The organism is Edaphobacter sp., assembly GCF_028283685.1.
GTDB lineage: Bacteria > Acidobacteriota > Terriglobia > Terriglobales > Acidobacteriaceae > Edaphobacter.
This window is the reverse complement of the sequence record NZ_JAPWKF010000001.1, coordinates 874,038-898,324: the sequence shown is the minus strand read 5'-3', so window position 1 is coordinate 898,324 and position 24,287 is coordinate 874,038. Positions and strand designations below refer to the sequence as shown.

At 56.7% G+C, this 24,287-nt stretch carries 13 protein-coding genes and 1 pseudogene; 8 read left to right on the top strand and 6 right to left on the bottom strand.

All coding sequences use genetic code 11. From position 1 onward, the window contains the following. Positions 1 to 90 precede the first annotated feature (90 nt). The 3 genes from PW789_RS03775 to PW789_RS03765 all read right to left on the bottom strand — a co-directional run bounded on the left by PW789_RS03775 (position 91) and on the right by PW789_RS03765 (position 3,580). The gene (locus PW789_RS03775; RefSeq protein ID WP_299371466.1) at positions 91 to 2,244 is read right to left on the bottom strand and encodes a family 2A encapsulin nanocompartment cargo protein cysteine desulfurase; all 2,154 of its coding nucleotides are present in this window, start codon (positions 2,242 to 2,244) and stop codon (positions 91 to 93) included. Then, complete coding sequence (locus PW789_RS03770) at positions 2,231 to 3,151, bottom strand: family 2A encapsulin nanocompartment shell protein (RefSeq protein ID WP_299371463.1); 921 nt, start codon at positions 3,149 to 3,151, stop codon at positions 2,231 to 2,233. The genes PW789_RS03775 and PW789_RS03770 overlap by 14 nt, the downstream gene beginning before the upstream one ends. Before the next feature lie 108 nt (positions 3,152 to 3,259). Further along, complete coding sequence (locus tag PW789_RS03765) at positions 3,260 to 3,580, bottom strand: rhodanese-like domain-containing protein (protein WP_299371460.1); 321 nt, start codon at positions 3,578 to 3,580, stop codon at positions 3,260 to 3,262. A gap of 1,008 nt (positions 3,581 to 4,588) precedes the next feature. Here PW789_RS03765 and PW789_RS20035 point away from each other — a divergent pair. From PW789_RS20035 to PW789_RS03750, 4 genes and pseudogenes are all read left to right on the top strand, one after another. Beyond that, a pseudogene (locus PW789_RS20035) lies at positions 4,589 to 5,008 on the top strand (sulfatase-like hydrolase/transferase); the annotation flags it as partial. A 56-nt stretch (positions 5,009 to 5,064) separates the two neighbouring features. Further along, a complete protein-coding gene (locus PW789_RS03760; protein ID WP_367182475.1) occupies positions 5,065 to 5,994 on the top strand; it encodes a sulfatase-like hydrolase/transferase in 930 nt (309 codons plus the stop codon). A 183-nt stretch (positions 5,995 to 6,177) separates the two neighbouring features. Further along, on the top strand, positions 6,178 to 9,474 hold the full coding sequence (locus tag PW789_RS03755) for a carboxypeptidase regulatory-like domain-containing protein (RefSeq protein ID WP_299371457.1): 3,297 nt from the start codon (positions 6,178 to 6,180) through the stop codon (positions 9,472 to 9,474). A 26-nt stretch (positions 9,475 to 9,500) separates the two neighbouring features. Next, positions 9,501 to 11,138: a sulfatase-like hydrolase/transferase gene (locus PW789_RS03750; RefSeq protein WP_299371454.1), complete on the top strand. Its 1,638-nt coding sequence runs from the start codon at positions 9,501 to 9,503 to the stop codon at positions 11,136 to 11,138. A 343-nt stretch (positions 11,139 to 11,481) separates the two neighbouring features. Here PW789_RS03750 and PW789_RS03745 read toward each other — a convergent pair whose 3' ends face one another. Then, positions 11,482 to 12,414: an AraC family transcriptional regulator gene (locus tag PW789_RS03745; RefSeq protein WP_299371451.1), complete on the bottom strand. Its 933-nt coding sequence runs from the start codon at positions 12,412 to 12,414 to the stop codon at positions 11,482 to 11,484. Positions 12,415 to 12,609: 195 nt separating this feature from the next. Between PW789_RS03745 and PW789_RS03740 the strand changes: the two genes are divergently transcribed. From PW789_RS03740 to PW789_RS03730, 3 genes are read left to right on the top strand one after another with little or no spacing between them, the layout of a single operon-like run. Further along, positions 12,610 to 13,602, top strand: coding sequence for a D-2-hydroxyacid dehydrogenase family protein (locus PW789_RS03740; RefSeq protein WP_299371448.1), 993 nt, complete (start codon positions 12,610 to 12,612; stop codon positions 13,600 to 13,602). Continuing rightward, positions 13,589 to 14,488 (top strand): MBL fold metallo-hydrolase, encoded by a 900-nt coding sequence (locus PW789_RS03735; RefSeq protein WP_299371445.1) that lies wholly within the window; start codon positions 13,589 to 13,591, stop codon positions 14,486 to 14,488. Before PW789_RS03740 ends, PW789_RS03735 begins: the two co-directional genes overlap by 14 nt. A 6-nt stretch (positions 14,489 to 14,494) precedes the next feature. Then, on the top strand, positions 14,495 to 15,736 hold the full coding sequence (locus PW789_RS03730) for an MFS transporter (protein WP_299371442.1): 1,242 nt from the start codon (positions 14,495 to 14,497) through the stop codon (positions 15,734 to 15,736). Between the two features lie 108 nt (positions 15,737 to 15,844). Here the strand turns inward: PW789_RS03730 and PW789_RS03725 are convergent, their stop codons facing one another. Together PW789_RS03725 and PW789_RS03720 are read right to left on the bottom strand one after the other, a co-directional pair. After that, positions 15,845 to 18,316, bottom strand: a complete 2,472-nt coding sequence (locus PW789_RS03725; protein WP_299371439.1) for a TIM-barrel domain-containing protein — start codon at positions 18,314 to 18,316, stop codon at positions 15,845 to 15,847. Positions 18,317 to 18,422: 106 nt separating this feature from the next. After that, positions 18,423 to 20,621, bottom strand: coding sequence for a winged helix-turn-helix domain-containing protein (locus PW789_RS03720; protein WP_299371436.1), 2,199 nt, complete (start codon positions 20,619 to 20,621; stop codon positions 18,423 to 18,425). 224 nt (positions 20,622 to 20,845) lie between these two features. On the opposite strand from PW789_RS03720, the gene PW789_RS03715 reads away from it, so the two are divergent. Further along, positions 20,846 to 24,202: a TonB-dependent receptor gene (locus PW789_RS03715; RefSeq protein WP_299371433.1), complete on the top strand. Its 3,357-nt coding sequence runs from the start codon at positions 20,846 to 20,848 to the stop codon at positions 24,200 to 24,202. Positions 24,203 to 24,287 lie beyond the last annotated feature (85 nt).

Sequence of the window (24,287 nt, the reverse complement as noted above, 5' to 3'; positions counted from 1 at the left end):
CGAGGAGGGGCTTCTTTTCTCAAGATGGAAGGCCATAGAGGACATTTTGACTGCCCAACTGCTGAGAAAAGGGCATATTTTGGGGTCTTGCTAAGTAATCGATGTGCGGCCTAAGCGAAGGTCCCAGACCGCCCGGACCAGCCGGTCGATGTCTTCGTGCGTGTTGTACAGCGCAAAGGAGGCACGGACGGTACTCTCGTAGCCGAAGCGTCGCAGGATCGGTTGCGCGCAGTGATGGCCGGACCGTACTGCGATTCCGTTACGGTTCAAATGAGAGCCTACCTCGTCGGTGCGGAATCCTTCGAGGATGAAGGAGATGACCCCAGCCTTTTCCTTGGCGGTTCCAATGATGCGGAGGCCCGGAATGCGCTCTAACTCTGCGGTAGTGCGCAGCAGCAGGTCGTGCTCATGACGGGCGACGTTATTCATTCCCACTCGATCAAGGTAGTCGATCGCCGCGCCTAGACCAACGGCATCCGCAATGTTGCCGGTTCCCGCCTCAAAGCGTTGCGGAGGGCCATGGAAGGTCGTCTTTTCGAAGGTGACATCCTGGATCATGTTGCCGCCGCCCTGCCAGGCGGGCATGTGCTCCAGTACATTGGGTTTTCCATAGACTGCGCCAATGCCGGTCGGTCCAAAGACCTTGTGGCCCGAGAAGACAAAGAAGTCGCAGTCCAGCGACTGGACATCGGTTCGCATGTGTGAGACCGACTGAGCGCCGTCGAGCAGCACCGTAGCTCCATAATGGTGCGCCACCTCGATCATCTGCGCCGCAGGCGTGACGACGCCCAATGCGTTGGATACCTGCGTAAGAGAGACGAGACGTGTGCGCGGACCCAGCAGCTTTTCGTACTCGTCTAGAAGCACCTGACCACTGTCATCGACTGGAGCTACGCGCAGTTTCGCTCCCGTCTCGGAGCAGAGCATCTGCCAGGGGACGATGTTGGCGTGGTGCTCGAGCCACGTGATGACAATCTCGTCGTCTTTGCGAATGTTGCGTCGTCCCCAGCTCTGCGCGATGAGATTGATGCCCTCGGTCGCGCCTCGCACGAAGACGATCTCATTGGTGGAAGACGCATTGAGAAAACGGCGGACCTTCTCCCGCGCGGACTCATAGGCATCGGTCGCTCGTGCGGCCAGTTCATGGGCGGCGCGGTGCACGTTCGAGTTCTCGTGCTCGTAGAAATACTTCAGACGGTCGATGACGGCTTGCGGCTTCTGCGTGGTGGCTGCATTATCCAGCCACACCAGCGGGCGTCCGTTCACGCGCTCGCGCAGGATAGGGAAGTCCCGCTTGATGGTCTCGGCGTCGAAGGGATACGCCGTGACATCGAGATTGCGCGGCACATCCTCTTCAAAGCTGCGAGGCTCGAAGTGCCCGACTACTCCCTCTGGCTCCAGAGGTCGTACCGCTTCAAAAAAAGCAAAAGAGCTGAGGTTGGTAAGACCTGCAATCTCCGGTGCGCGCTCGAAGTTGTTGGAAAGATCCAGCTCGAATGAAGGAACTGTGTGCAGCTCGTGGCTGGGTGTCGTCGGAACCACATCGGGAAGAGATCGCTCATCGGAAAAGAGCGGGCGCCGCTCCTCGAGAAAGGAAAACGCAGGCAAGGGCGCTTGCTTTGTCGCGGGGTAGGAAGGAGCACCGCTGGCTGGAAGCGAAGGTGTCTGTGGCGTAGTCGCAGGCTGCGGAATCTCGAGCGGACCCGTTCCAAATATGCCAGTACCCTGTTGCAGAGCAGACTGCGGAACTGCCGTGCTGTCCAGCGTCGCAGACGAATAGGGCGATCTTGACGTGGGCAGCTGACCTGTAAAGAGAGGACGCGCTTCCTGCAAAAAAGAGAACTCGACAGGTTGGACGGGCAGATCTTCCACTACCGTGGCCAACGCACCGGGTACTGCTGGGGGTGCCGCCTGATAGTTCGCAGAGACGGGTGCTACTTGCGCCGGACCGATACTGCCCGGCAGCGTAGGAAAGTGCTTGTCGGTCGGGAGGGGGATCTCAGGCTGGAACGCTGGAGCTGTGCCGGGAAACGAGGTAGGCGGAGAGAGCGTCGCCTCATTCCCCAGCGCAGACGGAAGATCAAGAGAACCTGGAAGCGCCGTGAAGAGCTCATTGGCGATGCGCGCAATGAGCTCTGGCGCCGGCACGTCGCCGGCCAGCGGACCGTGGCCTGGTACCGCATCGGCATCGCTCCGAAGCTGTTCGGCGTTCACTGTCAGCGACTGCGGATCACTTGTACTCATGGTAGTTTCCTACCTCAACGTTCTCCAGCGTTGCAATGGCGTCGTCTGTGAGGACAGAGGCCGCGCAATAAAGCGAGATGAGATAGGAGGCGAGTCCGCGCTTGTCGATCCCGGCAAAGCGCACGGAGAGGCCGGGGCTCTGCTCGCCCGGAAGTCCAGGCTGAAAGAGGCCGATGACGCCCTGCTTGCGCTCGCCGGAGCGGATGAGCAGGATCTGCGTCTTGGGCACCTTGCCGGTAACCCGTATCTTGTCGGTCGAGATGATCGGAACGCCGCGCCAGGTAAGGAAGGGGCTGCCGAAGAGATTCACCGTAGGAGGAGGCACACCGCGGCGTGTGCACTCGCGGCCGAAGGCGGCAATAGCGCGCGGATGGGCCAGGAAGAAGGAGGGCTCCTTCCACACCTTCGTCAGAAGCTCGTCCAGATCGTCCGGTGTCGGAGCGCCCTTGCGCGTCGAAATCTTCTGGGAGTCGGCAATATTGTTCAGCAGGCCGTAATCGGCGTTGTTCAGCAGCTCATTCTCCTGCCGCTCCTTTACGCCTTCGATGGTGACGCGAAGCTGCTCGCGAACCTGGTCGTAGGGATTGCTGAAGAGATCGCTGATCCGGGTCTGCACGTTGACCAGCGCATTGATGCTGCTCAGGCGATACTCGCGAGGCGTCTCTTCATAATCGGCGTAGGTCTCAGGAATCTCGGAGTCGTCGACATGCCCGCACAGCACATCGATGGGCTTCTCTTCGACGACCCGGTTCCGACGAAAGATGCCGGATTCGAGGGGCTTCCAGTCCAGCAGCCGAACCAGCCATCTCGGCGTCACCGCTCCATAGATAGGAGCAGTCTTGGTCACATTCGCTAGTTGATATGCTGCCTGTTCGCCGAGGGAAGAGCGATTCGTTGTGTCAGCCACGGAAGACTCCTTGCACACGTGTATCTAATGCGTCCAGATTGTAGCGGAAGCATACCGGCAACTACATAAAAAATGAAATTGCCTTCAAACCGCCAGTTTGTCCATGACCTAGTATTTGCGAACCTTGCGGTCCACCCGGTCCGACCAGGCATGAATCCCGCCCCGCAGGTTCGAGACCTTCTGGAAGCCGTGCTTCTGCAGGAACTCGACCGCTTTTACCCCGCGCGGGCCGTGCTTGCAGACAGCCACTATCTCCTCGTTTTCGCTCAATTCTGAGAGGCGTTTCGAGAGCTGGGGTAGAGGGATCAGATGCCCGCCGATATTGGAGATCTCGAACTCGTACTCGTCGCGAACATCCAACAAAAAAAGTTTGTCGCCAAGATCGAGGCGATGCTTCAATTCTTCAGCCTGAATTTCCGGAACACTCACGTCTGACTTCTCCTTCTTGCTACAAAAACAAAACCCACCGGCCAAGTCCTCTGGCGGTGGGTCATCGGTTCGATTCCTGAAAAAATCAGTCCTTTCAGGAATCTCGCTCAGCCAGAAGACACAGGTATGCGTGTACCATACAGGCGCCACAACATGCGCGGTTCTGGGTCAAGCGATTCATGTAAAAAGCTTACTACATCGGCCCAGAGATAGCATGGAAACGTGCTCCGGAACTACAGATGAAGAGCAGGCATTCCCGCGGCAAGGGAGATCACGCGAAATGATTCGTTCTGTGTTGTCATACGGTTATCTATTCTTAGGCAGACGGTAAGCGCGGTCGATCTTTCGGGAGGGAGATGTTTAAATTTCATTGGAAATGGGTAGGCCGATTGGACCGAGTGGCCAAATCTACAAGCGAACTCCTAACAGAGATTTAGACCATTGAGAGACCATAGCAGCACAAACGAAGTGTCCTCACTTGGTTTGTAGGCTTTACCAAGCAAATGAACAAAGTCTCTTATGAGCACAAAGCGTGGACGGACAGGGAAGTAGAAGCTCATCTCAGATGAAAGTGGTCTTTGACGACTTTAGAGGACAACCCGCAATCCGAGTTATCAATAATTTTGGCGAGCGCTTGCCAATAAGCCCGCACTCCTTGAACGAACATGAATGTCCAACCTCAAGGAGGTCATGGTCAAACCTGGCTCTCTTATCAGAAGAGATATGGTTGACCAGACCTATTCAGCCCTTCATCAGGGTTCCAGGGCAGCTTGACCATGTTCGATATCCATGAGACTTTAAACATAATGATCAACACTCTGAAGCAGCTTTGTTGCGGTTGTTGTCGCAAGCATTTTGCAGTACGAGTGGTGTGTCCTGAATTAATTCAGGTGTAGCGATATTTTTTTGCTTTATCGCATGTAACCCACTCTCTCGGAGTGGGTTTGTTGTTTCGGCAGAGCCGCTTTATGTACTTTCCTCCAGTGGCTTACCGAGCCGAGATCAAGCATGCCTGTTATTCCTGATAAGATTTCGCGACGATTATTTCTGCAGTCTGCCTTTGCGGCTTCAACGGTATCGGCTCTTGCCTCCGTCGCTCGCGGGAATCGTCGCCCCAATATCATCTTCATCCTTGCGGACGATATGGGCTATGGCGATACCGGAGCCTATGGCCAGAAGAAGTTCCGCACGCCCACGATCGATCGTCTTGCGCGCGAAGGTGTCCAGTTTACAGATGCCTACGCCGGTGCTCCAGTCTGCTCCCCATCGCGTAGCACCCTGATGACGGGGTTGAACACGGGGCATACGCGTGTGCGAGATAACTTCGCGTTGGCGGCTGGTCGAGTCGGCTTCAAGGGCAAGGAGGAGATTCGTCGTGCCTCTCTGCTGCCGCAGGATCGCACCATCGCTGACTATCTGAAGCTGGCCGGCTATCACACAGGCCTGGTTGGGAAGTGGCATCTTGATGGCTATGACCGCAGGCAATTCCTACGCGCCATGGCTTTGATGAGTTCAAGGGGTGGCTCACCCAGGATGGAAGCAGCCAGGGCTACTTCCCCCATCGCCGCTATCACAACGAAGAGATCGTTGAGATTCCTGAGAACAGTGACAAGCGACAGGGACGTTATGAGACCGAGATCGTGAGTGAGGATGCGCAGGAGTTCATCCGCAGGAATCATGCCGATCCCTTCTTCCTGTACGTTGCTTACTCGAGTCCGCACAGCCCATATATCGCGCCGACTCAAGGCTCCTATGCCAACGAGTCGTGGGACAACGATGAGAAGACCTACGCCTCCATGATCGAGTACATGGATCGTGGCATCGGAGAAATTCTCGATACGCTCAAGGCGACCGGCATCGATGAGCAGACGGTCGTGTTCTTCGCCTCCGATAACGGGCCGCGCTCTGAGCCGACAGAGCAGCAAACAAAGGTTGTCAACTTCTTTGACTCGAACGGTATCCTGCAGGGCTACAAGCGCGATATGTACGAGGGCGGTATCCGCGATCCGCTGATCGTGCGTTGGCCACAGCACGTACCTGCAGGCAAGACCTGCTCCGTACCTACGTATTTTCCTGACTTCCTGCCGACAGCTCTTGATCTTGCTGGTGCGTCGCCGCAGAACTCTGACGGTCTCAGCATCAAGCCGTTCCTGCTCAATCCTTCTCGTAAGGCACCTGATCGCATTTTGTATTGGGAGTTCTACGAGCCGGAGTTTAGGCAGGCGGCACGTTGGGGGCGGTGGAAAGCAGTACGCCTGAAGCGAGGCGCTCCGCTGGAACTCTACGACCTATCCAAAGATCCTTCTGAGCAGCACGACATCGCCGCTCAGAACGTCGATGTCGTCAAGCACCTCGATGACTTCATCGTCCGTACCCATATTCCCTCCGCGGAGTATCCGGATCCTCAGTCATGAACCTGCGATCTCAAGCAGTGACCTTGACGAGCTGTCGGCTGATACCGCAGCTTTTGATGCGCTGTTGTTGAACAACTAATCACCCCTCACAATCTCAACGCATTTGCGCGCAGGCTCCGGGACAGCTGTCCCTCCATGACAGCTGTCTGCGCCTGTCTCGCTCGAACCACGAAAGGAACAAACATGCTTCGCTTTGGCCATGCCGCACGGCTCTTCTTCTTTGTCTTTTTGCTCTCAGTTGCACACTCATCTCTTGTTGCTCAATCGACACAGGGAACCATCACGGGCGTAATCACGGATGCTGACGGAGCTGCCCTCTCCGACTCCACTGTCATTGTGACCAACAAGGACACAGGCGTGGCCATCCGTACAAAGACCAACAATGATGGTCGCTATAACGTTCCCGCGTTGAACGTAGGCACATACCGCGTTAACGTTGAGCACGATGGCTTCCGCCGCTGGCTGCAGGAAGGTCTCAACCTCAGCACCAGTCAGGTTTTGGAGGTGAACGGCAAGCTGCAGAACGGCTCGGTCGATCAGAGTGTGACGGTGACGGAGCATGGTGCGGCACTGGAGACCAGCACCTCGTCGATCGGCCAGACGATCGAAGCACGCAGCGTCGCCGAGTTGCCGCTGGGCAACAGAACCTCGATGAATATCGTGGGCCTTACCGGTGGCGCGGTTTTTATTGACTCCTCAAACTACAGCCTGTCGGGAGGCCGCAGCAAGAGCGGCATGACGTGGCTTGATGGTGGTTCGGGGCAAAATATCCGCATCGGTAACGGATCGTACGAGGTCAGCCCTCCGGCTGATGCCGTGCAGGAGATCGGTGTCATCAGCAATAATTACGCCGCAGAGTTTGGCGGTTCGGCCAGCGGCATCATCATTCAGAACACCAAGGCAGGCACCAACGGTTTTCACGGTACCGCGTATGAGTTCATCCGCAACGATGCCTTCGATTCGTCGGGGTACTTCGCGACGACGAAGCCGAAGCTGCGTTACAACGTCTTTGGCGGAACGATCGGAGGTCCCGTCGTTCGCAACAAGACGTTCTTCTTCTTCTCTTATGAAGGAACACGTCAAAAGACCGGCTCCACAACAACCTTGACCGTGCCTACGGTATTGCAGCGCGGTGGTGACTTCTCGCAGACATATGACTCTACCGGAAAGCTGATTCCGATCTACGATCCGCTAACGACGACAACCATCGGAGGCGTGACCACTCGCTCGCGCTTCGCCAATAACATCATCCCGCAGAGCCGCATCGACCCGGTTGCAGCTGCAGTTCTCAACTACTATCCGCTGCCGAACCGTACTCCTGATAATGTGTCTGGAGCGAACAACTATCGCGCCAATGATCTGCTCACTAATAACACGGACTTCTATCTCGGCCGCGTGGATCACAATCTGACGGCGAACGATCGTCTTGTGCTGCGCTATATCTTCACGCGCGGTGCAACGGATAACGCTTCGGTATATCCATTGCGTGGCGCCGATCCAACGACCAACAGCACGTCGAACGATCATATCGGGTATGCGCAGTGGGCACATACTTTCTCTTCCACAGTCGTGAACGATCTGCGCTTCCTCTATGACGTGCGAACCTACCACCAGTTTGCGGATGGCGTGGGTGGAGACTATCCGGCCCAACTGGGACTGACCGGTGTATCGTCCAATGCTTTTCCGAACTTTGCGCCATCAGGATTCAGCCCCCTGGGGAGCACCTCGCAGGAGCGCCAGCAGTATCCCATCCATGTCATTCAGCTGGTCGATAACCTGAGCCAGGTAATCGGTCGTCACTCACTCAAGTATGGTTTCGAGGTCCGTCGCTCGGAGGATGAGGAAAAGAGTCTGTCAACTGCCTCTGGCTCGTTCACCTTTGCTACGCAACCGACGGGGCTTCCCAGCAATGCAGCAACAGGCAACGGCCTCGCCTCGCTCGTCCTTGGGTTTCCCACGGCATTTGCTGCTGCATCGACCCAGCAGCTTGATCGTCATAGTTACTACTGGGCGGCCTTCGTTCAGGATGATTGGACGGTTGCGCCAAAGCTCACTCTGAACCTAGGCCTTCGCTGGGAGACGGATACACCCATCGTCGATGTAAACAATCGCATGAACAGCTTCGATCCCAACGCGATCAACCCCGTCTCCGGCACGCCGGGAGTTATCAAGTTTCTCGGAATCAACGGCTATCGGAATACACCCTACAACGGCGACTACAACAACTTTGGCCCGCGCTTCGGCTTTGCCTGGCAGCCCTTCTCTCCCGGCAACACCGTGATCCGCGGAGGCGTCGGCGTCTTCTTCGCTCATCCGTTCGACTCGGGACAACCGAACGCCGCGGCGATCGGCTATAGCACCTCGCAGTCGCTCACGACTCCGGACAACGGCATCACCGCGCCGTTCTATCTTCGCAACGGTGTTCCTGCACCCACATCAAGCGCTACGCTTGACGATAGCTACGGCGCAGTTGCGGTGGGAAGTGCGGCCACCACGGCGGTCAACTACTACGCTCTCAACAAGCGATCGGGCTACATGACGCAGTTCAATATCAACATCCAGCAGCAGCTTCCGGGCTCCTTCGTCCTCGACGTCTCAGGTATCGGCAATGTCGCGCACAAGCTGGCTGGATCGACGCAGAGTATCAACCAGATTGCGCCGAGCATTCTCGGAGTCGGTCACAGCTCACAGAAGGACCGACCGTTTCCACAGTTCGGCACCGTCTCGGTCGTTGTCCCCACCAATAGCGACTCCAATTATTACGCGGGCATGGTGCGTATCAGCCGTCGCTTCCAGAATGGCTTCAACATCAATACAACCTATACGTACGCGAAGTTCCTCAACAACTCGTTTGAGGGTGGCTCTTCGTTTGGGTCCGATGGCGGTGCTTACTCCAACTATTACGACCGCGCTTCGGACTACGGCCCTTCTTCGAATGACATTCGTCACCAATTGGTCTTCTCGGCGTTGTACGAACTCCCCTGGGGACCTGGCCGCCGCTATCTGAGCACAGGAGTTCTGGGGCATGTCATCGGTGGCTGGACGGTCGGCAATGTGACGCGTGCTTACAGTGGGGCACCTTTTACCGTAGCGACGAATACGAACAATACAAATGCCTTCTCGTCCGGTTCTCAGCGAGCCAACATTGTTGGCAATCCGTATCTTTCGGAGTCGGAGCGTGGGCCGAAGCAGCTCTGGCTGAACTCGGCATCGTTCGCGCAGCCTGCAACGTATTCGTTTGGCACGCAGCGGAGAAACAGCCTTCGTGGTCCGGGGTTCGCCTCGCTCGACTTCTCTCTGATCCGCAGCTTCCGCTTCGGTGAAGGGCGTGTCTTCCAACTGCGTGGAGAGGCAACGAATGCGCTCAACCATACCAATCTGACGACACCTGCGGCCAGCTATGGTGCAGCGTCGTTCGGCTACATCACCTCATCGTATTCTCCCCGCCAGCTTCAGGTGGGCGGAAGGTTCGTATTCTAAACTGCTTCAGAAAGGGCGGGAGCCTCATGAATCGTAGACACTTCCTCTCCACCATGGCTGCGGCGACGCTTGCTGCCGGAGGATCGCCTGAGGCTTCCGCCCAGCAACCTGCGGCGCAGGGCAATGCCGCAGCCAAAGGTTCTCGTGCTGCAAATGCACCGAACATTCTCATCTTCATGCCCGATCAGCAGAATGGCGCCACCGTTCTGCCGGAGAGCCCGGTTATTAAGCCGCATCTCGACAGATTTCGCCGAGATGCGGTCACTTTCGACTCCGCGCATTGCCCCGCACCACACTGTTGCCCTTCGCGCGCCAGCTTTATGAGCGGGCGCTACCCCTCCGAGCACGGAGTCTATAACAATGTCTCGACCAATACGGCCATTCACTTCAATCCCTACGAGGGCACGCCGTTCTGGGGCAAGGATCTGCGGCAGGCCGGCTATCAGCTGGGCTACGCGGGCAAGCTCCACGTCGGGCGCGACATCACACCTGAATCCTGCGGGTTCGAGAACCTCAGTTCACTGGAGCAGGACACGGTGAGCTCGAAGGCGAACGATCGCTCCAGGCAGTTGCAGAAGGCGCACGAGGATCTGGCGAACGGCGATGAACGTAGTCCCGGCGAGATTATTCGTCCAGGATGGTCAAACCTCCAGCTCTACAAGACGCTGCCAAATCATGGACCGACTGGATACGATGATCTGAACGACACCAAGATTGTTCGTGCCGCCATCGACGGCATGCACAGGATGGCCGCCGCCAGCGAGCCGTGGTGCATCATGGTCTCCAACAGCGGTGCGCACGATCCGTATAACGTACCGCAGCGGTTCGTGGATCTCTACGACATCGACAAGACCGTGCTCCCTGAGAGCTACAGGGACAACCTTGAAGACAAACCGCGTGTCTATCAGCGTCAGCGCTATCAATACTGGTCGCAGCTTTCCGACAACGAGAGTAAAGAAGCACTTCGTCACTACTATGCTAAGTGCTCCATGCAGGATGCTCTCTTCGGCGAGCTACTCGATGCACTCGAAGCGACAGGACAGGGCGAGAACACCATCGTTATCTACACATCGGATCACGGAGACTACGCAGCGGCTCACGGCCTCTGGATGAAGGGAGTCCCATCCTTCCGTGAGGCCTATCATGTCCCGGCGATTATCCGCTGGCCCCGTTACACCAATGGGAAGGCACGACGTCTCGACGGCTTTGTGGAGCATGTCGACTATGCCTCAACTCTGCTGGAAGCGGCGGGTGTCGCAAGTTCAGCCCCTATCTCTGGAAAGAGTTTGTTGCCGTGGATCAAGGGCGAAGCGCCGAAGCAGTGGAGAGAGATGACCCACTTCCAGCTGAATGGTGTGGAGCTTTACTACACACAACGCATCGTGATGAGCAAGGACTGGAAGTACGTCTACAACGGCTTCGACTTTGATGAGCTTTACAGCCTTCGCGACGATCCGCACGAGCTGACGAATCTGGCCTCGCCGGGACCAATGAACGGAGCGCCCCACAGATCCAAATCTCCGTGGCCACAGCTTCCTGAAAGAGAAGAAGAGGCGCGCCGCGAGCTACTGCGCCAGATGTGGAGCTTCGCGGCTGCACATAACGACACGATCTTCAATCCGTACGGCACCGTTGCTCTCGCGCCATATGGGCCAGCCATTTGACCGCATCCAACCCTGCTGCTGACGCATGCTTCATGAGCTTTTCTTTATCCCTCCGGGAACGGGATTCGGAAGCTGAAACGGATTAATACTGAGGAGTCGACCTCCGTTGACCGATTCTCGTCTCAATTAGTAGTAGAGCCGGTGAAGCGTCGATGGGTAAATGAATGTCTCGGCGATTTGTCATTAATTGCGTGCGACTGGCTGGTCGTGGGTCAAAGTTATCGAGGGCAGGTTTGCGAATAAAGTGAACGATCAGTGACAGGGTCGAAGTCACCAGGCAATCACCGACAGTGCGGCCTACATGAAGTTAGCGACAACAGATCTGTTTGGGCCTCGCGTCACTCTAGATCGAAGCGCCGTTCTGCATACCTGGCTCCTCTGAACAGCTGTTCGACGACATGCTGAATCTCCTGAAGTGTTGAATATCGCGTCCGGGAGAGCGTCCGAACAGCCGCGTGTACTCGCGGCTGAATTGTGAGGGGCTTTTATACCCGACTTTAATCGCTGCGGAGGCGCTGTCGAGGTCGCTTGAAATCAGCATGCGCCTAGCCTCTTGCAAACGCAATTGTTTGTGAAACTGGATCGGGCTCATCCCCGTCGCGTTATGAAAGCTTTCATAAAGAACAGAGCTGCTCATGTTAGCTTCGTGGGCGATGCTCTTTACTGAAAGAGGTTGATCTACGTTCCGTTTCAACCAATTAATGAGACGAGCCATGCGATGTATGTGTCCGTCGGAACTGACTATTTTTTCGAACATATCCGCGTGTCCGCTCTGAACAAGCCGATAGAGAATTTCCTGGCTTACAAGCGGCTCAAGGAAGGCGATATCATCCGGGCGATCCAACAGCTTGAGAAGACGCACGAATACATCTTCCAAGTCTGGAGTCATACGGCTCAAAGAAACACCATGTATCCGCGGAGTACGTCTTGCTGACTTCAGATCGCTGTCCAGGGAGAAGGATGCGATTCGATTGATGTCGAGGTCATAGCGTAGACCGAGAAATGGCACTGAGATGGATGCCTTGACGACGTTCCCTGTGACAGGCAAGTCAATCGGGGTAATCATGTAGTCTCCCGCAGGCTGAAGATGAGACGAATCTCCCAGCATTGTCTGCTTTGCCCCCTGCACCACTACACAGATAGAAGGCCCAGGAATACCTCGCTCTGACGGAGACAGCGAGGTATATCGGTAGAGGTAGAGGTGTGCCAAAGCGGTCGAAATGACCCCTTCACGCTGCACATGCTTTGCAACCAGCAATGAGAGTTCACTTGCCATGGAGTTCAGATTCCTCTCTGACCATTTTCTAACAATCGAGATCACACCTAAAGACAAAGCCTCATGTTTTTCGAGACAAGCACGGATTCCGGAAGATTGGGCAATTCGTATCTTCCGTAGGTGAATCCGATTAAATGTGCAGCAGAATACCGGTCTTCACATTCGGCACCTGCGATCTCGAACATCAGGACTCCTATGTTAAAGTGTGCAATCCTCGACGATTACCAAGGGCGCGCCGTTGAACTGGCGAACTGGGCGTCACTCTCCAATGCGTCGGTCACGAGTATTACAGAATACTTACCTTCGTTTGAGTCTAGGGCGGCTCGGCTCGCTGAATTTGACGTCATCGTAGCAATGCGCGAGAGAACTCCCTTCGATGCTGCACTACTGAAAGCCTTGCCTAAGCTCAAGCTACTCATCACTACCGGGATGTACAACGCCTCCATTGACTTAGAGGCTGCTGCAGAGCTGAAGATTACCGTATGTGGGACACATGCTCTTGTATCGCCCGCACCTGAGCTTGCGTGGGGTCTTTTACTGGCACTCGTGCGGCACATCCCCGGCGAATCCGCTGCTCTTCGGGCCGATGGCAAGTGGCAGACTGCGCTTGGCACAGGCCTTTCAGGTAAAACTCTAGGCATCGTCGGCCTTGGGGCGGTTGGAGAGAACGTCGCTCGCTTTGCCCAGGCGTTCGACATGAAGGTCTTGGCGTGGAGTCCGAGGCTTTCATCGGAGAGAGCCTCCGCATTAGGCGTAGAGCGTGCGGATAGTCTCACTGCGTTGCTGGCGACCTCTGATGTTGTCACAATCCATGCGAAGCTCACGGATGAGACGCGTGGGCTCCTAGGCGCTAACGAACTTGCCCTACTGAAACCGACGGCATTTCTGCTGAATACCTCTCGCGGCCCAATCGTCGACGAATCGGCACTTGTCACGGCGCTATCGCAAAACCGGATCGCCGGTGCTGGTATCGATGTTTATGACCAAGAGCCGCTTCCATCGGACCATCCATTCCGTTGCCTGCCGAATGTAGTTGCCACACCACACATCGGTTACGTAACGGTGGAGAACTATCAACTCTTTTATCAAGACGCCGTAGAAGATATCGCTATGTGGAACGCGGGAAGTCCTATCCGGCAGCTCTTGGTAGCCCCTCACTCGAAAGGAAGAGCTCATGGCGCTCGTTGATCAAGATTTAAAAACGCTACATTACGCGATCAAAATTGGGGACGTAGAAGTCGTCTCCTTACAGGACGGCATGCTGTATGTCCCTGTCACTGTGATAGAGCCCGACGGAGATGCGGCTGAGAAAAAACGGATCGAGGAGATTCTCCCGAATCCTCTCATCTGGTCCAACAATGTTTTCTTGATTTATCTAGATGGCAAACGAATCCTCATCGACGCGGGTGGCGGCGACTTATTCGCACCTGAATCGGGTCAGCTGATCGCCGGATTGGCGGGTGTCGGAATCCGTCCCGCAGACATTACCGATATCTGTCTTACGCACCTCCACCCTGACCACATCGGGGGGCTGACGTTACACGGCAACGTTGCTTTTCCTAAAGCGAGACTCCACGTCGCCAAGGCAGAACTCGACTATTGGATCGCTGAAGAAAGTAGGCAATCCGCACCGGAGCATCACAGGGTTTTCTTCGAAGCGCTTGAGAGATTCTTGCCATATCTGAACTCAGGAAGTGTCGAGACCTTCGAGGATAACGAGGAGGTATTTCGAGGTCTGCGTTCACATCTCTTGCCCGGCCACACCCCAGGTCTGAGTGCCTTCACGTTGTCGAGCCGACACGACAGAGTGATGTTTCTAGGCGACCTCTTCAACGAACCTGCTCAAGTCGAGCACCCCGACCTGAAACTGCGGTTTGACTGGGATTCTGATCTCGCAATCGAGACTCGAAAGAAGACTCTGGAATTCGCGGTTCGGGAGAATTTGCTTGTTGCGCCTCCACACGCCGCTTTTCCCGGCTTCTTCAAAGTGGAAAAGAATTCTGGAATATATCGGCTCCGGCAAGAGACTTTGCCAAGAGAAGACCTAACCCTTAGCAGTACGGCATCGCGGTAGGTGACTATGGACCACACTTCTACCATCGGTGGCCTTCCGGAAATACCCGATGCTCCGCATGAAATAGCGAGCGACCAACATCACGCGAGAACGCTGCTATTCCTTAGCGTCGCCTGTGGGATCGCCGTTTCAAACGTCTACTATTGTCAGCCATTGCTGCTTCAAATGGCTGAATCTCTTCACGCTTCCTCGTCAGCGATGGGAGCAGTAGTAGTTGCAACCCAAATTGGCTATGCCTGTGGCATTCTCGCATTCGCTCCGCTCGGTGACGCAACTGAGCGCAGAAGACTGATGACGATTATGTTTATCTGCGCGTCGGGAGCAGCGTTGGCAATCGCCTTCGCAACGAACTTGGTCGAATTGCTCCTTGCGAGCATCGTCCTCGGGATGGGAGCTTCTGTAACGCATGTAGCCGTGCCTGTAGCGCCGGAGGTCGCACCTGAGGGGAATAGCGGACGAGCAGTCGGTACCGTCATGACTGGAGTTCTTTTGGGCATCCTCCTTGCTCGAACATTTTCGGGTGTGCTCGGGCAGTGGGTTGGCTGGAAGAATGTCTTCCGAACAGCGTCATTACTTGATCTTCTTTTCGCAATTGTCTTGTTCCGTTATCTTCCTCGACTGCATCCAAAGCGCCCGGTTGCATATGGACAAGCATTGCGCTCGCTTGGAGGATTCTTCCTTCAAAGCAGTGTCTTGCGCAACTCGGTTCTCGTTGGCGGCTTGTCGATGGCAGCGTTCTCCGCCCTGTGGACGACTTTAGTCTTTCTTCTCGGTTCGCCACACTTCCGCTTCGGACCTGGAGTTGCGGGAGCATTTGGACTTCTTGGAGCGGCTGGAGCGCTGATTGCACCGTTCGCGGGACGTACGGCCGACCGGAAGGGCTCTAGTGTTCTGCTTGCTTGGGCGTTAGCTCTGCAAGCTTTGGGCTTTGGGCTGTTGTGGCTCGCGGGATACCAGTTGGTTGGGCTCGCAGTCGGAATTGTCGTCTTCGATGCCGGCTTGCAAGCAGCTCAAATCGCAAACCAGACACGGATTTTTGGTATTGATCCGCACGCTCGCGGAAGAATCAACACCGTCTACATGACCGGATACTTCGGTTTTGGAGCATTGGGTTCAGCCGCCGGAGCTTTCGCTTGGCAACACGCCAGCTGGAGCGGAGTCTGCGCGCTCGGACTAGCGCTGATCGCTCTTGCCGCCGTTTCACACGGAGCCGAAATCTCTACACAGCGGCGTAAATTTCCAGTCTGAGTGCTTTTGGATGAGGTGCTGATTTTCATATGAAATACAAGCTAGAATTGCGCCGTCCCCTGGGCAGTTTACGCCCAAGTTTGTCGAACTGTTCCGATCTATCCAACCTTACCGAACAATAAGTTGCATCACATTCGAGCCGTACTCAAACTCCATACTCGCTTTAGAATCGCTGTTCGTGATTGGAACCTTGACATCATTCAACGTGGCTTCCTTCAGCGGGTGCACCGCCCCCACAAGTTCAACGCGTAGGTTTTTCCATCTGGGGCGATAGCCCCCTTCGCGTGCATCGATTTTGATAGTGACCGAACCGTCGCGGGCAACAGCGCACGTTATGTTGTTACGGTAGAAATCGCCCTTGCGGTAGTTCAACGAGTGGCCGTCATCGCCATAAATGGAGCCCTCACATCTCTCCCCTGCAGCCGGTAGATAGACCCGCAGCGTAAGAGGACCATTCGGAATCTCATCCGTATTCTGCACCAGCTCCTGCAGCGGTAGAATTGCCCCACCCCGTACATACACCGGCACCGTCGCCATCTCCGGTTTCAGTAAGATCTGCTGGTTCTGCAGCAGAGCGTCACGCACCTCTGCATCACGTGCCTGCGTCTTCGTCGCGACGCCCACGGGCTTGCCGGTCCAGTAGTCATACCAGCTTCCCGGCGGCAGATGCAGCTCATACGGCGCCACTTCCTCCGGCGATGGATTCGGTGCGATGAGGAGATCCGGGCCCAGCATGAACTCCGCGCCACCCGCAATCAGATCCATCGGGGTGCCATCACTCGCGGCATTTGGAAACTCCATGAACAATGGACGCATCATCGGCATGCCGTCGCGCGAGGTCTCCTCGGCCACCGTGTAGATATACGGCAGAAGACGATACCTCTCTTCGATGTAGCGGCGGCGCATTGCCTCCTGCTCCGGTCCATCGACCCATGGCTCGTGCATCCGCGTTCCCTTGGCCGAGTGATCGCGGTCGATCGGCTGAAACGCCGCGACCTCAAGCCACTTCGTCAGCAGGTCGGCCGGTGGAGATCCCGCAAACCCTCCCACATCCGCTCCCGCAAAGCTGAACCCACTCAAACCAAGATTCATCAGTTGCGGAATCGTCATGCGCAGATGATTCCACGTCGAACTGTTGTCGCCAGTCCACGTTACCGCATATCTCTGCCCCCCCGCATAACTCGCACGGGTCATCACATAAGGACGTTCGTTCGGACGTAGCGCAAGCACGCCGTCATAGGTCGCTCGGCTGTTCTCGATACCCATGATGTTGTGCGCCTCACGATGGCTCGTGGTCCGAGTCACAAATCCCGGCTCGTCGATGCGGTGCTGCACATCAAGCGGCATCGTCTTTGACGGATAGCGAAATACCGCAGGCTCGTTCATGTCGTTCCAGAAGCCCGAGACGCCGTCCTTCACAAAGTCCTTGTACAACGTGCCAAACCACTGCCGCGTCTGCTGCCTGGTGAAGTCAGGGAACACGGACGGTCCCGGCCACACCGGTCCAACATACGTCGTCCCATCGGGGTTCTTCACAAAGTGATCACCCTCCACGCCCGAGTCATACGGTGCGTAACCAATATTTGGTTTGTCAGCAACATGCAGATCGGCGATCACGATCAGGTGGAAGTGATCTTTCGCCAGCTGGCTCACCATCTCAGGAAAGTGCGGAAACCGTACCGGGTCGACCGTGAAGGGCATATTGTTCTTCTGAAAATCGATATCGAGCCACAAGGCATCTGCTGGAATCTTGTCCTTGCGAAGTCGAGCGGCGACATCCATCAATTGGGATTCAGGCGAATAGGTGTAGCGCGACTGCTGAAAGCCGAACGACCACAAGGGTGGCAGAGGCGCAGGCCCGGTCAGCCACGCATACGCCGCCATTACATCACGCGGTTCCGGCCCATACAGAAAGTAATAGTCCACCGGCCCACCAAGTGAGCCGAAGCTGTACTCCTCATCGTTCGCGCGCCCGAAGTCGAACGACGACCTCCACGTGTTGTCGAAGAGCACGCCGTAGTAGCGCCCCTCCCTCTCGCCGAGAAAGAACGGGATGCTCTTATAGATAGGGTCCGTAGACTCCTGCCAGCCGAAGCTATCCGTGTTCCACATCGTGAACGCCTCGCCGGTGCGGTCCAGCGGTCCGGGTTTATCACCGAGCCCGAAGAAGTGTTCATTCTCGGTTCGTCGCTTGAAGACCGTGAAGCCGTCACCGCGCCACCGCGCAGGACCGGTGTCCTCCTGCAGCACATGACCGCTTCGGTCGCTGATCTTCAGCGACAGTCCTTCGCCTATCTCCACAGAAAGCTTCTGCGTATGGAATCCCCGGACGTCCTCGCTGATCGCTACCTGACTGGTACGGCTTGCAGGCAGCACAGCCCATGATGCATCTTCTGGAGCCTGGGTCCTCCACTCACGAACTCTCAGCTTGTCGTCCGCAAGCGCCGTGACCTCAAGCGTCGTTCCATTCGCTGTTGCGGTCACACCGTTCGTTGTGAAACGAAGCTGCTGCGCCCTTATCGTGAACGGAGACAGTACGATGACGAGGATACCAAGACGACAAACAAAGCTGCTGCGCATGACCGAACATCATCATTTGGCGGCACATCTAGGCAATCGGTTTGGCTGCTTTTTCACCTTAACTTTTCTTCAACAGAGAAGCTATTTATTTTCAGCAGGCTACGGGCTAATTCTTCTTGTCCAGATCCAGTGAAAACAGGTTCGCTGTGGTCAAACGTGCGCGAACCGCGATTGTTCCGTCGTGCAACAGCCCGCACAACACCATGTCGCTGAATTCGGTCGAGTGCAGATTCGCCATCCCGCCCAGCTCTTCGATATGCCCGTCAGCTATCGACACTCTGTAAACCGGTTGCCCAGAGTCCATAAAGGCGTCGGTATAGATCCACTTACTGTCCTCTGACCACACCGGGTCCGCAGCAGACCGGTTCGAAAGGACTCGCCACTGCTTCTTCGCAACGTCATAAAGTCGCAACTGCTTCTGGTCCAGCGACAGCGCGACTATATATAGTCCATCCAGCGACCAGCGCGGACTGAACAGTCCACGCGAATCCGGTAGCGTCGTCAGCTGATGCGACTTCACATCCAGCATCTGTATCGTTCGGGGAGCCGCATCCTTTCCCATTAGGTCAGGCCCCTGTCCCACCACAATGGTCTTCCCATCCGGCGACCACGTCGGATCGGCTGCATTGCTATCGCTCTGCAACAGCGGTTCAAGATCGCTGCCGTCCGCCAGCACCTGGTAGATGCTCCACGCGCCCGATGTCGCTCTCGCCATCAGAGCCAGGCGCGAACCGTCCGGAGACCAGTGCGCCGAAAACACCTGCAGATCGCCCGGCGTCAGCTGCAGCAGCTCCGAACCATCGGAGCGGGCGCGCCACAGACGCCCATCCGTATCCACCCACGCCATCCAATTGCCATCGCGCGTCTGCTCCAACCGATGCGCTCCGCTGTAGAAACTACGCGCCGGCACGAATTCGTGTGCCCCCGGATGCAGCAGCTGCACCTCGCCCTCCGACGACATACCCGTCAAAAAAACCCTCTGCTGCGTCCGTGCTGGTACCGGCCCCTGGTAGGCCAGCGGACCATCCGTTAGCCTCACCGGTTGCGATGAACCTTTGCGCAGTAGCCATACATCCGAAGCCGCTCCCTGTGTGACCTCGAAGACAAATCCACCGCCGTCGGGGAGCCAATTGCCACAGCAGACCTTGCGGGCTGGAGACCAGTCCCCCAATAGAGGATGAGGACGATGATCCTTCGCACTCAGCTCCCACAGCGCCAGAGTATGCTCCAGAGGATTGAACAGTGTAAACCGCAGGACCTTTCCATCCGGCGACCAACGCAACCAGAAGGCCCGCCCCGGAAGGGATGCATAGTGTACCGATGCCGAGCCGTTGGGCGACGTCTCGAAGAGTTCGTTATCTGCCGCGTAAAGTACGTTCTGGTCGTCCGGCATCCACGTCGCATCGTGAGCCAGTACATGCATCATCCTCTGGGCCGACCAGCCGGACGCAGGCACTATAAACAGAGGCTGCTCCGATTGATTCGAGGCATGGCTCCTCACCAACAGATGCGAACCGTCGTGGGAGATATCGGCAATTGCCGGTCCCGCGATCTCGTCCGGCAACACAATCGGCTCGCTCCCTCCTCCGGCGATGGTGATGCGTTCAAGATGAACCCCCCCGTCACGAATCACAGAGGCAAACAGGTGCAGACCATCGGTCACTGTGACGGGAAAGCTCTCCAGAGCATCCCCACCCGGTAGCACTCTCTGCGCATGGGTGATCTGTCGCAGCGAAGGAACCTGCGGCGCAACACGACTGCGTCCGATGAAATAACCTGCTGTCGCAGCCGCAAGCAAACCAGGTACCAGCAGCCACCGCATCCAGTGGCGTCCATGCAACTCGGCCTTTGCAGAGGGATTCCGTACTTCTTCGGCAGCTGCGGCGAATGCCTCTGGCTCTGTCTCATCAGAGTTGGGAGCCGTGCCAGCATCTGAGATCAGCGGAACAGGCGCCGGGGAAGGGGTATCAAGCAATGTCACCGGAGCGATGAACCGATATCCCCTGCGAGTCAGCGTCTCCACAAAGCGAGGGTTGTCGGCGTTGTCACCGAGCGCCTCGCGGATCTTATTAATAGCTGTGCCCAGGGAGTGATCGAAGTCGACGTTAGTGCCCGGGTCCCAGACGCGTTCCTGGAGCTCCTCCCGGGTAATCACCTGACCCGGGCGCTGCACAAGTTCGGCCAGTACCCGGAAGGGTTGTCCCTGGAGTTTGATTCTGAAACCCCCTCTCCACAGTTCTCCACTGGAGAGGTCCGCTTCAAACGTACCAAAGGCAACTCGAACGGGATTTGAGACCTGCCGCATACTGGTTGCTACCCAAAATGTAACACTTACAGCCCATCGCCTGCATTCTTTTCAGTTGAAACAATTCATCAAATATTAGAAAACAGGCATCTTATCTGTGGATTCGTCTTTCATCACAAAACGACGCCGGGGAGATGGAATTGCTGCACGCATTTCATCGAAATTCACGCTGCCCGGTGGTGACGCTTTGTCCCGGCTGTGGCTTTTTTGGAGGCACTACCCCGATGAGATATAAGTTCAGAAGCTTTCCTCTCTATCTGCTGATTGCCCTTGCGGCACTCTGGCTAAGCTTCACCCCATCCTCACTTCAGGCTCAGACCGACACCGGCAGGGTGACCGGCATTGTTGAGGACAACACGCAAGCGGCCCTCCCTGGCGCATCCATCACCATCGAAAACACCCAGACCGCTGCCAAGCAGACAGCCACTGCAGACGGGGCCGGTAACTTCAACTTTTCCGCTCTTCCCCGTGGCATCTATAAGATCACCGCCACCATGAATGGCTTCCAGACCACGACGCAGACCTTCGAGCTCCAGGTCTCTCAGACTCAGACCATCACCTTCCAGCTCAACGCCGGTGGTTCCAATCAGACCATCGAAGTTACGACAGCCGCACCCCCCATCGAGCTTGGCTCCTCCTCCATGGGCGAGGTCGTCGCCGGACGCCAGGTCACGGAGCTGCCTCTCAATGGCCGTAACTTCACCCAGCTGGCTCTGCTGACCCCGGGCGTCACCCGCGGCAACTATGGCAACTCAGCATCTGGCGTCAATGGCGATGCCGAGACCTTCCGCAACAACTCCTCGGGCGGTGGTTCGCTTTCGACCAACGGTCTGCGTCCGCAGGCCAACAACTACATCCTCGACGGCGTCGACAATAACGAAGGCCTGGTCAACACCCTCAACTTCTTTCCCAACGTCGAGGCCACCGAAGAGTTCCGCGTCAACACCAGCACCGCTCCCGCTGAGTTCGGCCGAGCCGGCGGAGCCATCGTGCAGACCTCTATCAAGTCCGGCACCAACAGTTTTCATGGATCGGCATACTGGTTTGCCCGCTCCAACCTCTTCGACGCCAGCCCGAACTATCAGTTTCTTGGTGCAAGCCCGACAGCACCACTGCCCTTCAAGCGCAACACCTTTGGCGGTACCCTCGGTGGCCCGGTCATCAAGAACAAGCTCTTCCTCTTTGGCGACTATAGCGGCTTCCGCGAGAGCCAGCCCCTCAATCCCCAGATCCTCACCGTACCAACCGCGCTCATGCGTCAGGGCAACTTCAGTGAGCTGCTTGGAACCGGCGCGACGCAGGCTCCTTCGATCTGCGGTGTCCCCGGTGCCACCTCGACCGTGGTCAACGGCGGCATCTATGACCCCACGACCTGCCAGCAGTTCGCCGGCAACATCATTCCAACGAGCCGCCTGAACCAATCCGGTGTGAACTATCTCAATGCCTATCCTCTGCCGAACATTCCCGGCATTCTGAACGGTACACAGAGCAACTACCGCACCATCCGTCAGAATGTCACTCACTACAACACGGCAGATGGGCGCCTGGACTACAACATCGGCACCAACGATCGTCTCTTTGCCCGCTTCAGCTACGACAACAGCAACTTCACCCGCACGTCTGAGTTTCCAAACCTGCCTGCAGGCTTCGCCTCCGGAGCTAACTACGTCCATGCTCGCGGCTATGCTCTGGGGGAGACCCACATCTTCGGGCCCAACACCGTCAATGAATTCCGCGCTGGCTACACCCGCTATACGTTTGCCAATGTGCCGGTCTTCAGCAACGAGCCTATCTCGCAGAATCTCGGCATCGTCAATGCCAATCGCACGACGCAGCTTGGCGGCGGCGCGCTCATCGGCGGCAACGGCAGCCAGCTTGAGTACACCGGTGATTACGGAACTTACGTTGTGCCCGAAAATACCTACCAGATCAACGACGCTCTGACCTACACGTTCAAGAGCCATGTCTTCAAGTTTGGCGGTAACGTGATCCGTCGCGAGGTGGCCTTCTTCCGCCCCATCTCCGGCAAGGGCTACTTCCAGCTTGGCAGTGGTGACTTCACCGGCTATGACGTCTCCGAGGTCCTCGCAGGCTTCGCCGATAACTACAGCATCGGCGCGCAGAACGGCCTCTTCGGCACGCGTAACTACGAGGCTGGCATCTTCGGTCAGGACGATTGGAAGGTCAGCCGCCGCTTGACGCTGAACCTCGGGGTTCGGTGGGATCTCATCACCTATCCCACTGAGATGTACAACCGTCAGGCAGCTCTCAACCCCAACAGCTCCAGTAGTAATCCTACGGAGTTCCTCGCCGGGCAGAACGGTGTAGCGCGCTCCATTATCAACACTCGCTACACCAACTTCGCTCCGCGTATAGGCTTCGCCTATGACCTCTACGGTCAGGGTAAGACCGTACTCCGTGGCGGCTACGGCATCTTCTACTTCCTCGACCGTGGCGGCATTGACAATCAGCTCGGCCAGCAGGTGCCCTTCGGTGGCAGCACCTCTTATTACGCCACCGGCGGTTATCGTGTCACCTTCACCGGACAGAATGCCATCAACGGCTCGCTCAACAGCACGCAGGCGACGAATGCTCTACCGCTCCCGTCGACCTCGCAGCTTGCCGGAGCCAACGTCTTCGCTGTCAGCCAGACAGAGAAGATTCCCACCGTGCAGCAGTATGACCTGCAGATACAGCAGGAACTGACACCGAAGATGGTCGCAACCGTAGGCTACGTGGGCAACATCTCCACGCATCTGGCCACCGGCTACAACTTCAACAGCAAGCCCTTCTCCGCCTCGGCCTCCGCGCCAACGGCATTTCCCACGCTCGGTCAGGTGGTCTACAACATCAACGACGGCGTAAGCCACTACAGCAGCCTGCAGGCGCAGCTGAACTACCGCGCCTCGAAGAGCCTTAACCTCACCTCGTCCTACACCTGGGCGCATAATCTCGACAACACGAACGGCTACCTCGGCTTCTATGCGGTCAGCGATCTGTACTTCTACGATCACAAGCTGAACAAGGGCAACAGCTCGCTCGATCAGCGTCACGTCTTCGTTGCCAGCGCGCTGTATAGCCTGCCCTTTGGACGCGGCCAGACCTTCGGCCGCAACATGAATCGTGGTCTTGACTACGTCGTCGGCGGATGGCAGATGAATACCATCGTGCAGGCGCAGACAGGTACGCCCTTCAGCGTCACCTTCCCCGTTTACGGTGGAGGCACCAGCATCCGTGCGGATCTTTCGGGCACGCAGCCCATCTATACCCGCAGCGTGTCGGGCTACTACATCAACCCCACAGCCTTCAACAGCGTCGCTCCTTCGGGACGCCAGGGAACCTCAGGACGCAACCAGTTCTTCGGCCCCGGCAGCGTCAGCGGCGATGTCTCCATGTTCAAGACCATCCCTATCACCGAGCGCTTCAAGACAGAGCTGCGCGGTGAGGTCTTTAACGTAACGAACACACCGCAGTTCACCAACCCTGACGGCAACGTCACGGACGGAAACTTCGGACGTGTCACCAGCACGCGCCAGGCCTCCGAGCGGCAGATGCAGATGGCAATTCGCATCCTCTTCTAAAAGAGGCTGCCGTAACTACTCAGGGCGCCGCAGCATATAGCGGCGCCCCTTCTCTCTTCGCGCAAATTCATGGGAGCTGTCCTTC

Coding starts and splice junctions, on each gene's coding strand:
- PW789_RS03775 (WP_299371466.1), bottom strand. CDS start 2,244: ATGAGTACAAGTGATCCGCAGTCGCTGACAGTGAACGCCGAACAGCTT.
- PW789_RS03755 (WP_299371457.1), top strand. CDS start 6,178: ATGCTTCGCTTTGGCCATGCCGCACGGCTCTTCTTCTTTGTCTTTTTG.
- PW789_RS03750 (WP_299371454.1), top strand. CDS start 9,501: ATGAATCGTAGACACTTCCTCTCCACCATGGCTGCGGCGACGCTTGCT.
- PW789_RS03745 (WP_299371451.1), bottom strand. CDS start 12,414: ATGGCAAGTGAACTCTCATTGCTGGTTGCAAAGCATGTGCAGCGTGAA.
- PW789_RS03740 (WP_299371448.1), top strand. CDS start 12,610: ATGTTAAAGTGTGCAATCCTCGACGATTACCAAGGGCGCGCCGTTGAA.
- PW789_RS03735 (WP_299371445.1), top strand. CDS start 13,589: ATGGCGCTCGTTGATCAAGATTTAAAAACGCTACATTACGCGATCAAA.
- PW789_RS03730 (WP_299371442.1), top strand. CDS start 14,495: ATGGACCACACTTCTACCATCGGTGGCCTTCCGGAAATACCCGATGCT.
- PW789_RS03725 (WP_299371439.1), bottom strand. CDS start 18,316: ATGCGCAGCAGCTTTGTTTGTCGTCTTGGTATCCTCGTCATCGTACTG.
- PW789_RS03720 (WP_299371436.1), bottom strand. CDS start 20,621: ATGCGGCAGGTCTCAAATCCCGTTCGAGTTGCCTTTGGTACGTTTGAA.
- PW789_RS03715 (WP_299371433.1), top strand. CDS start 20,846: ATGAGATATAAGTTCAGAAGCTTTCCTCTCTATCTGCTGATTGCCCTT.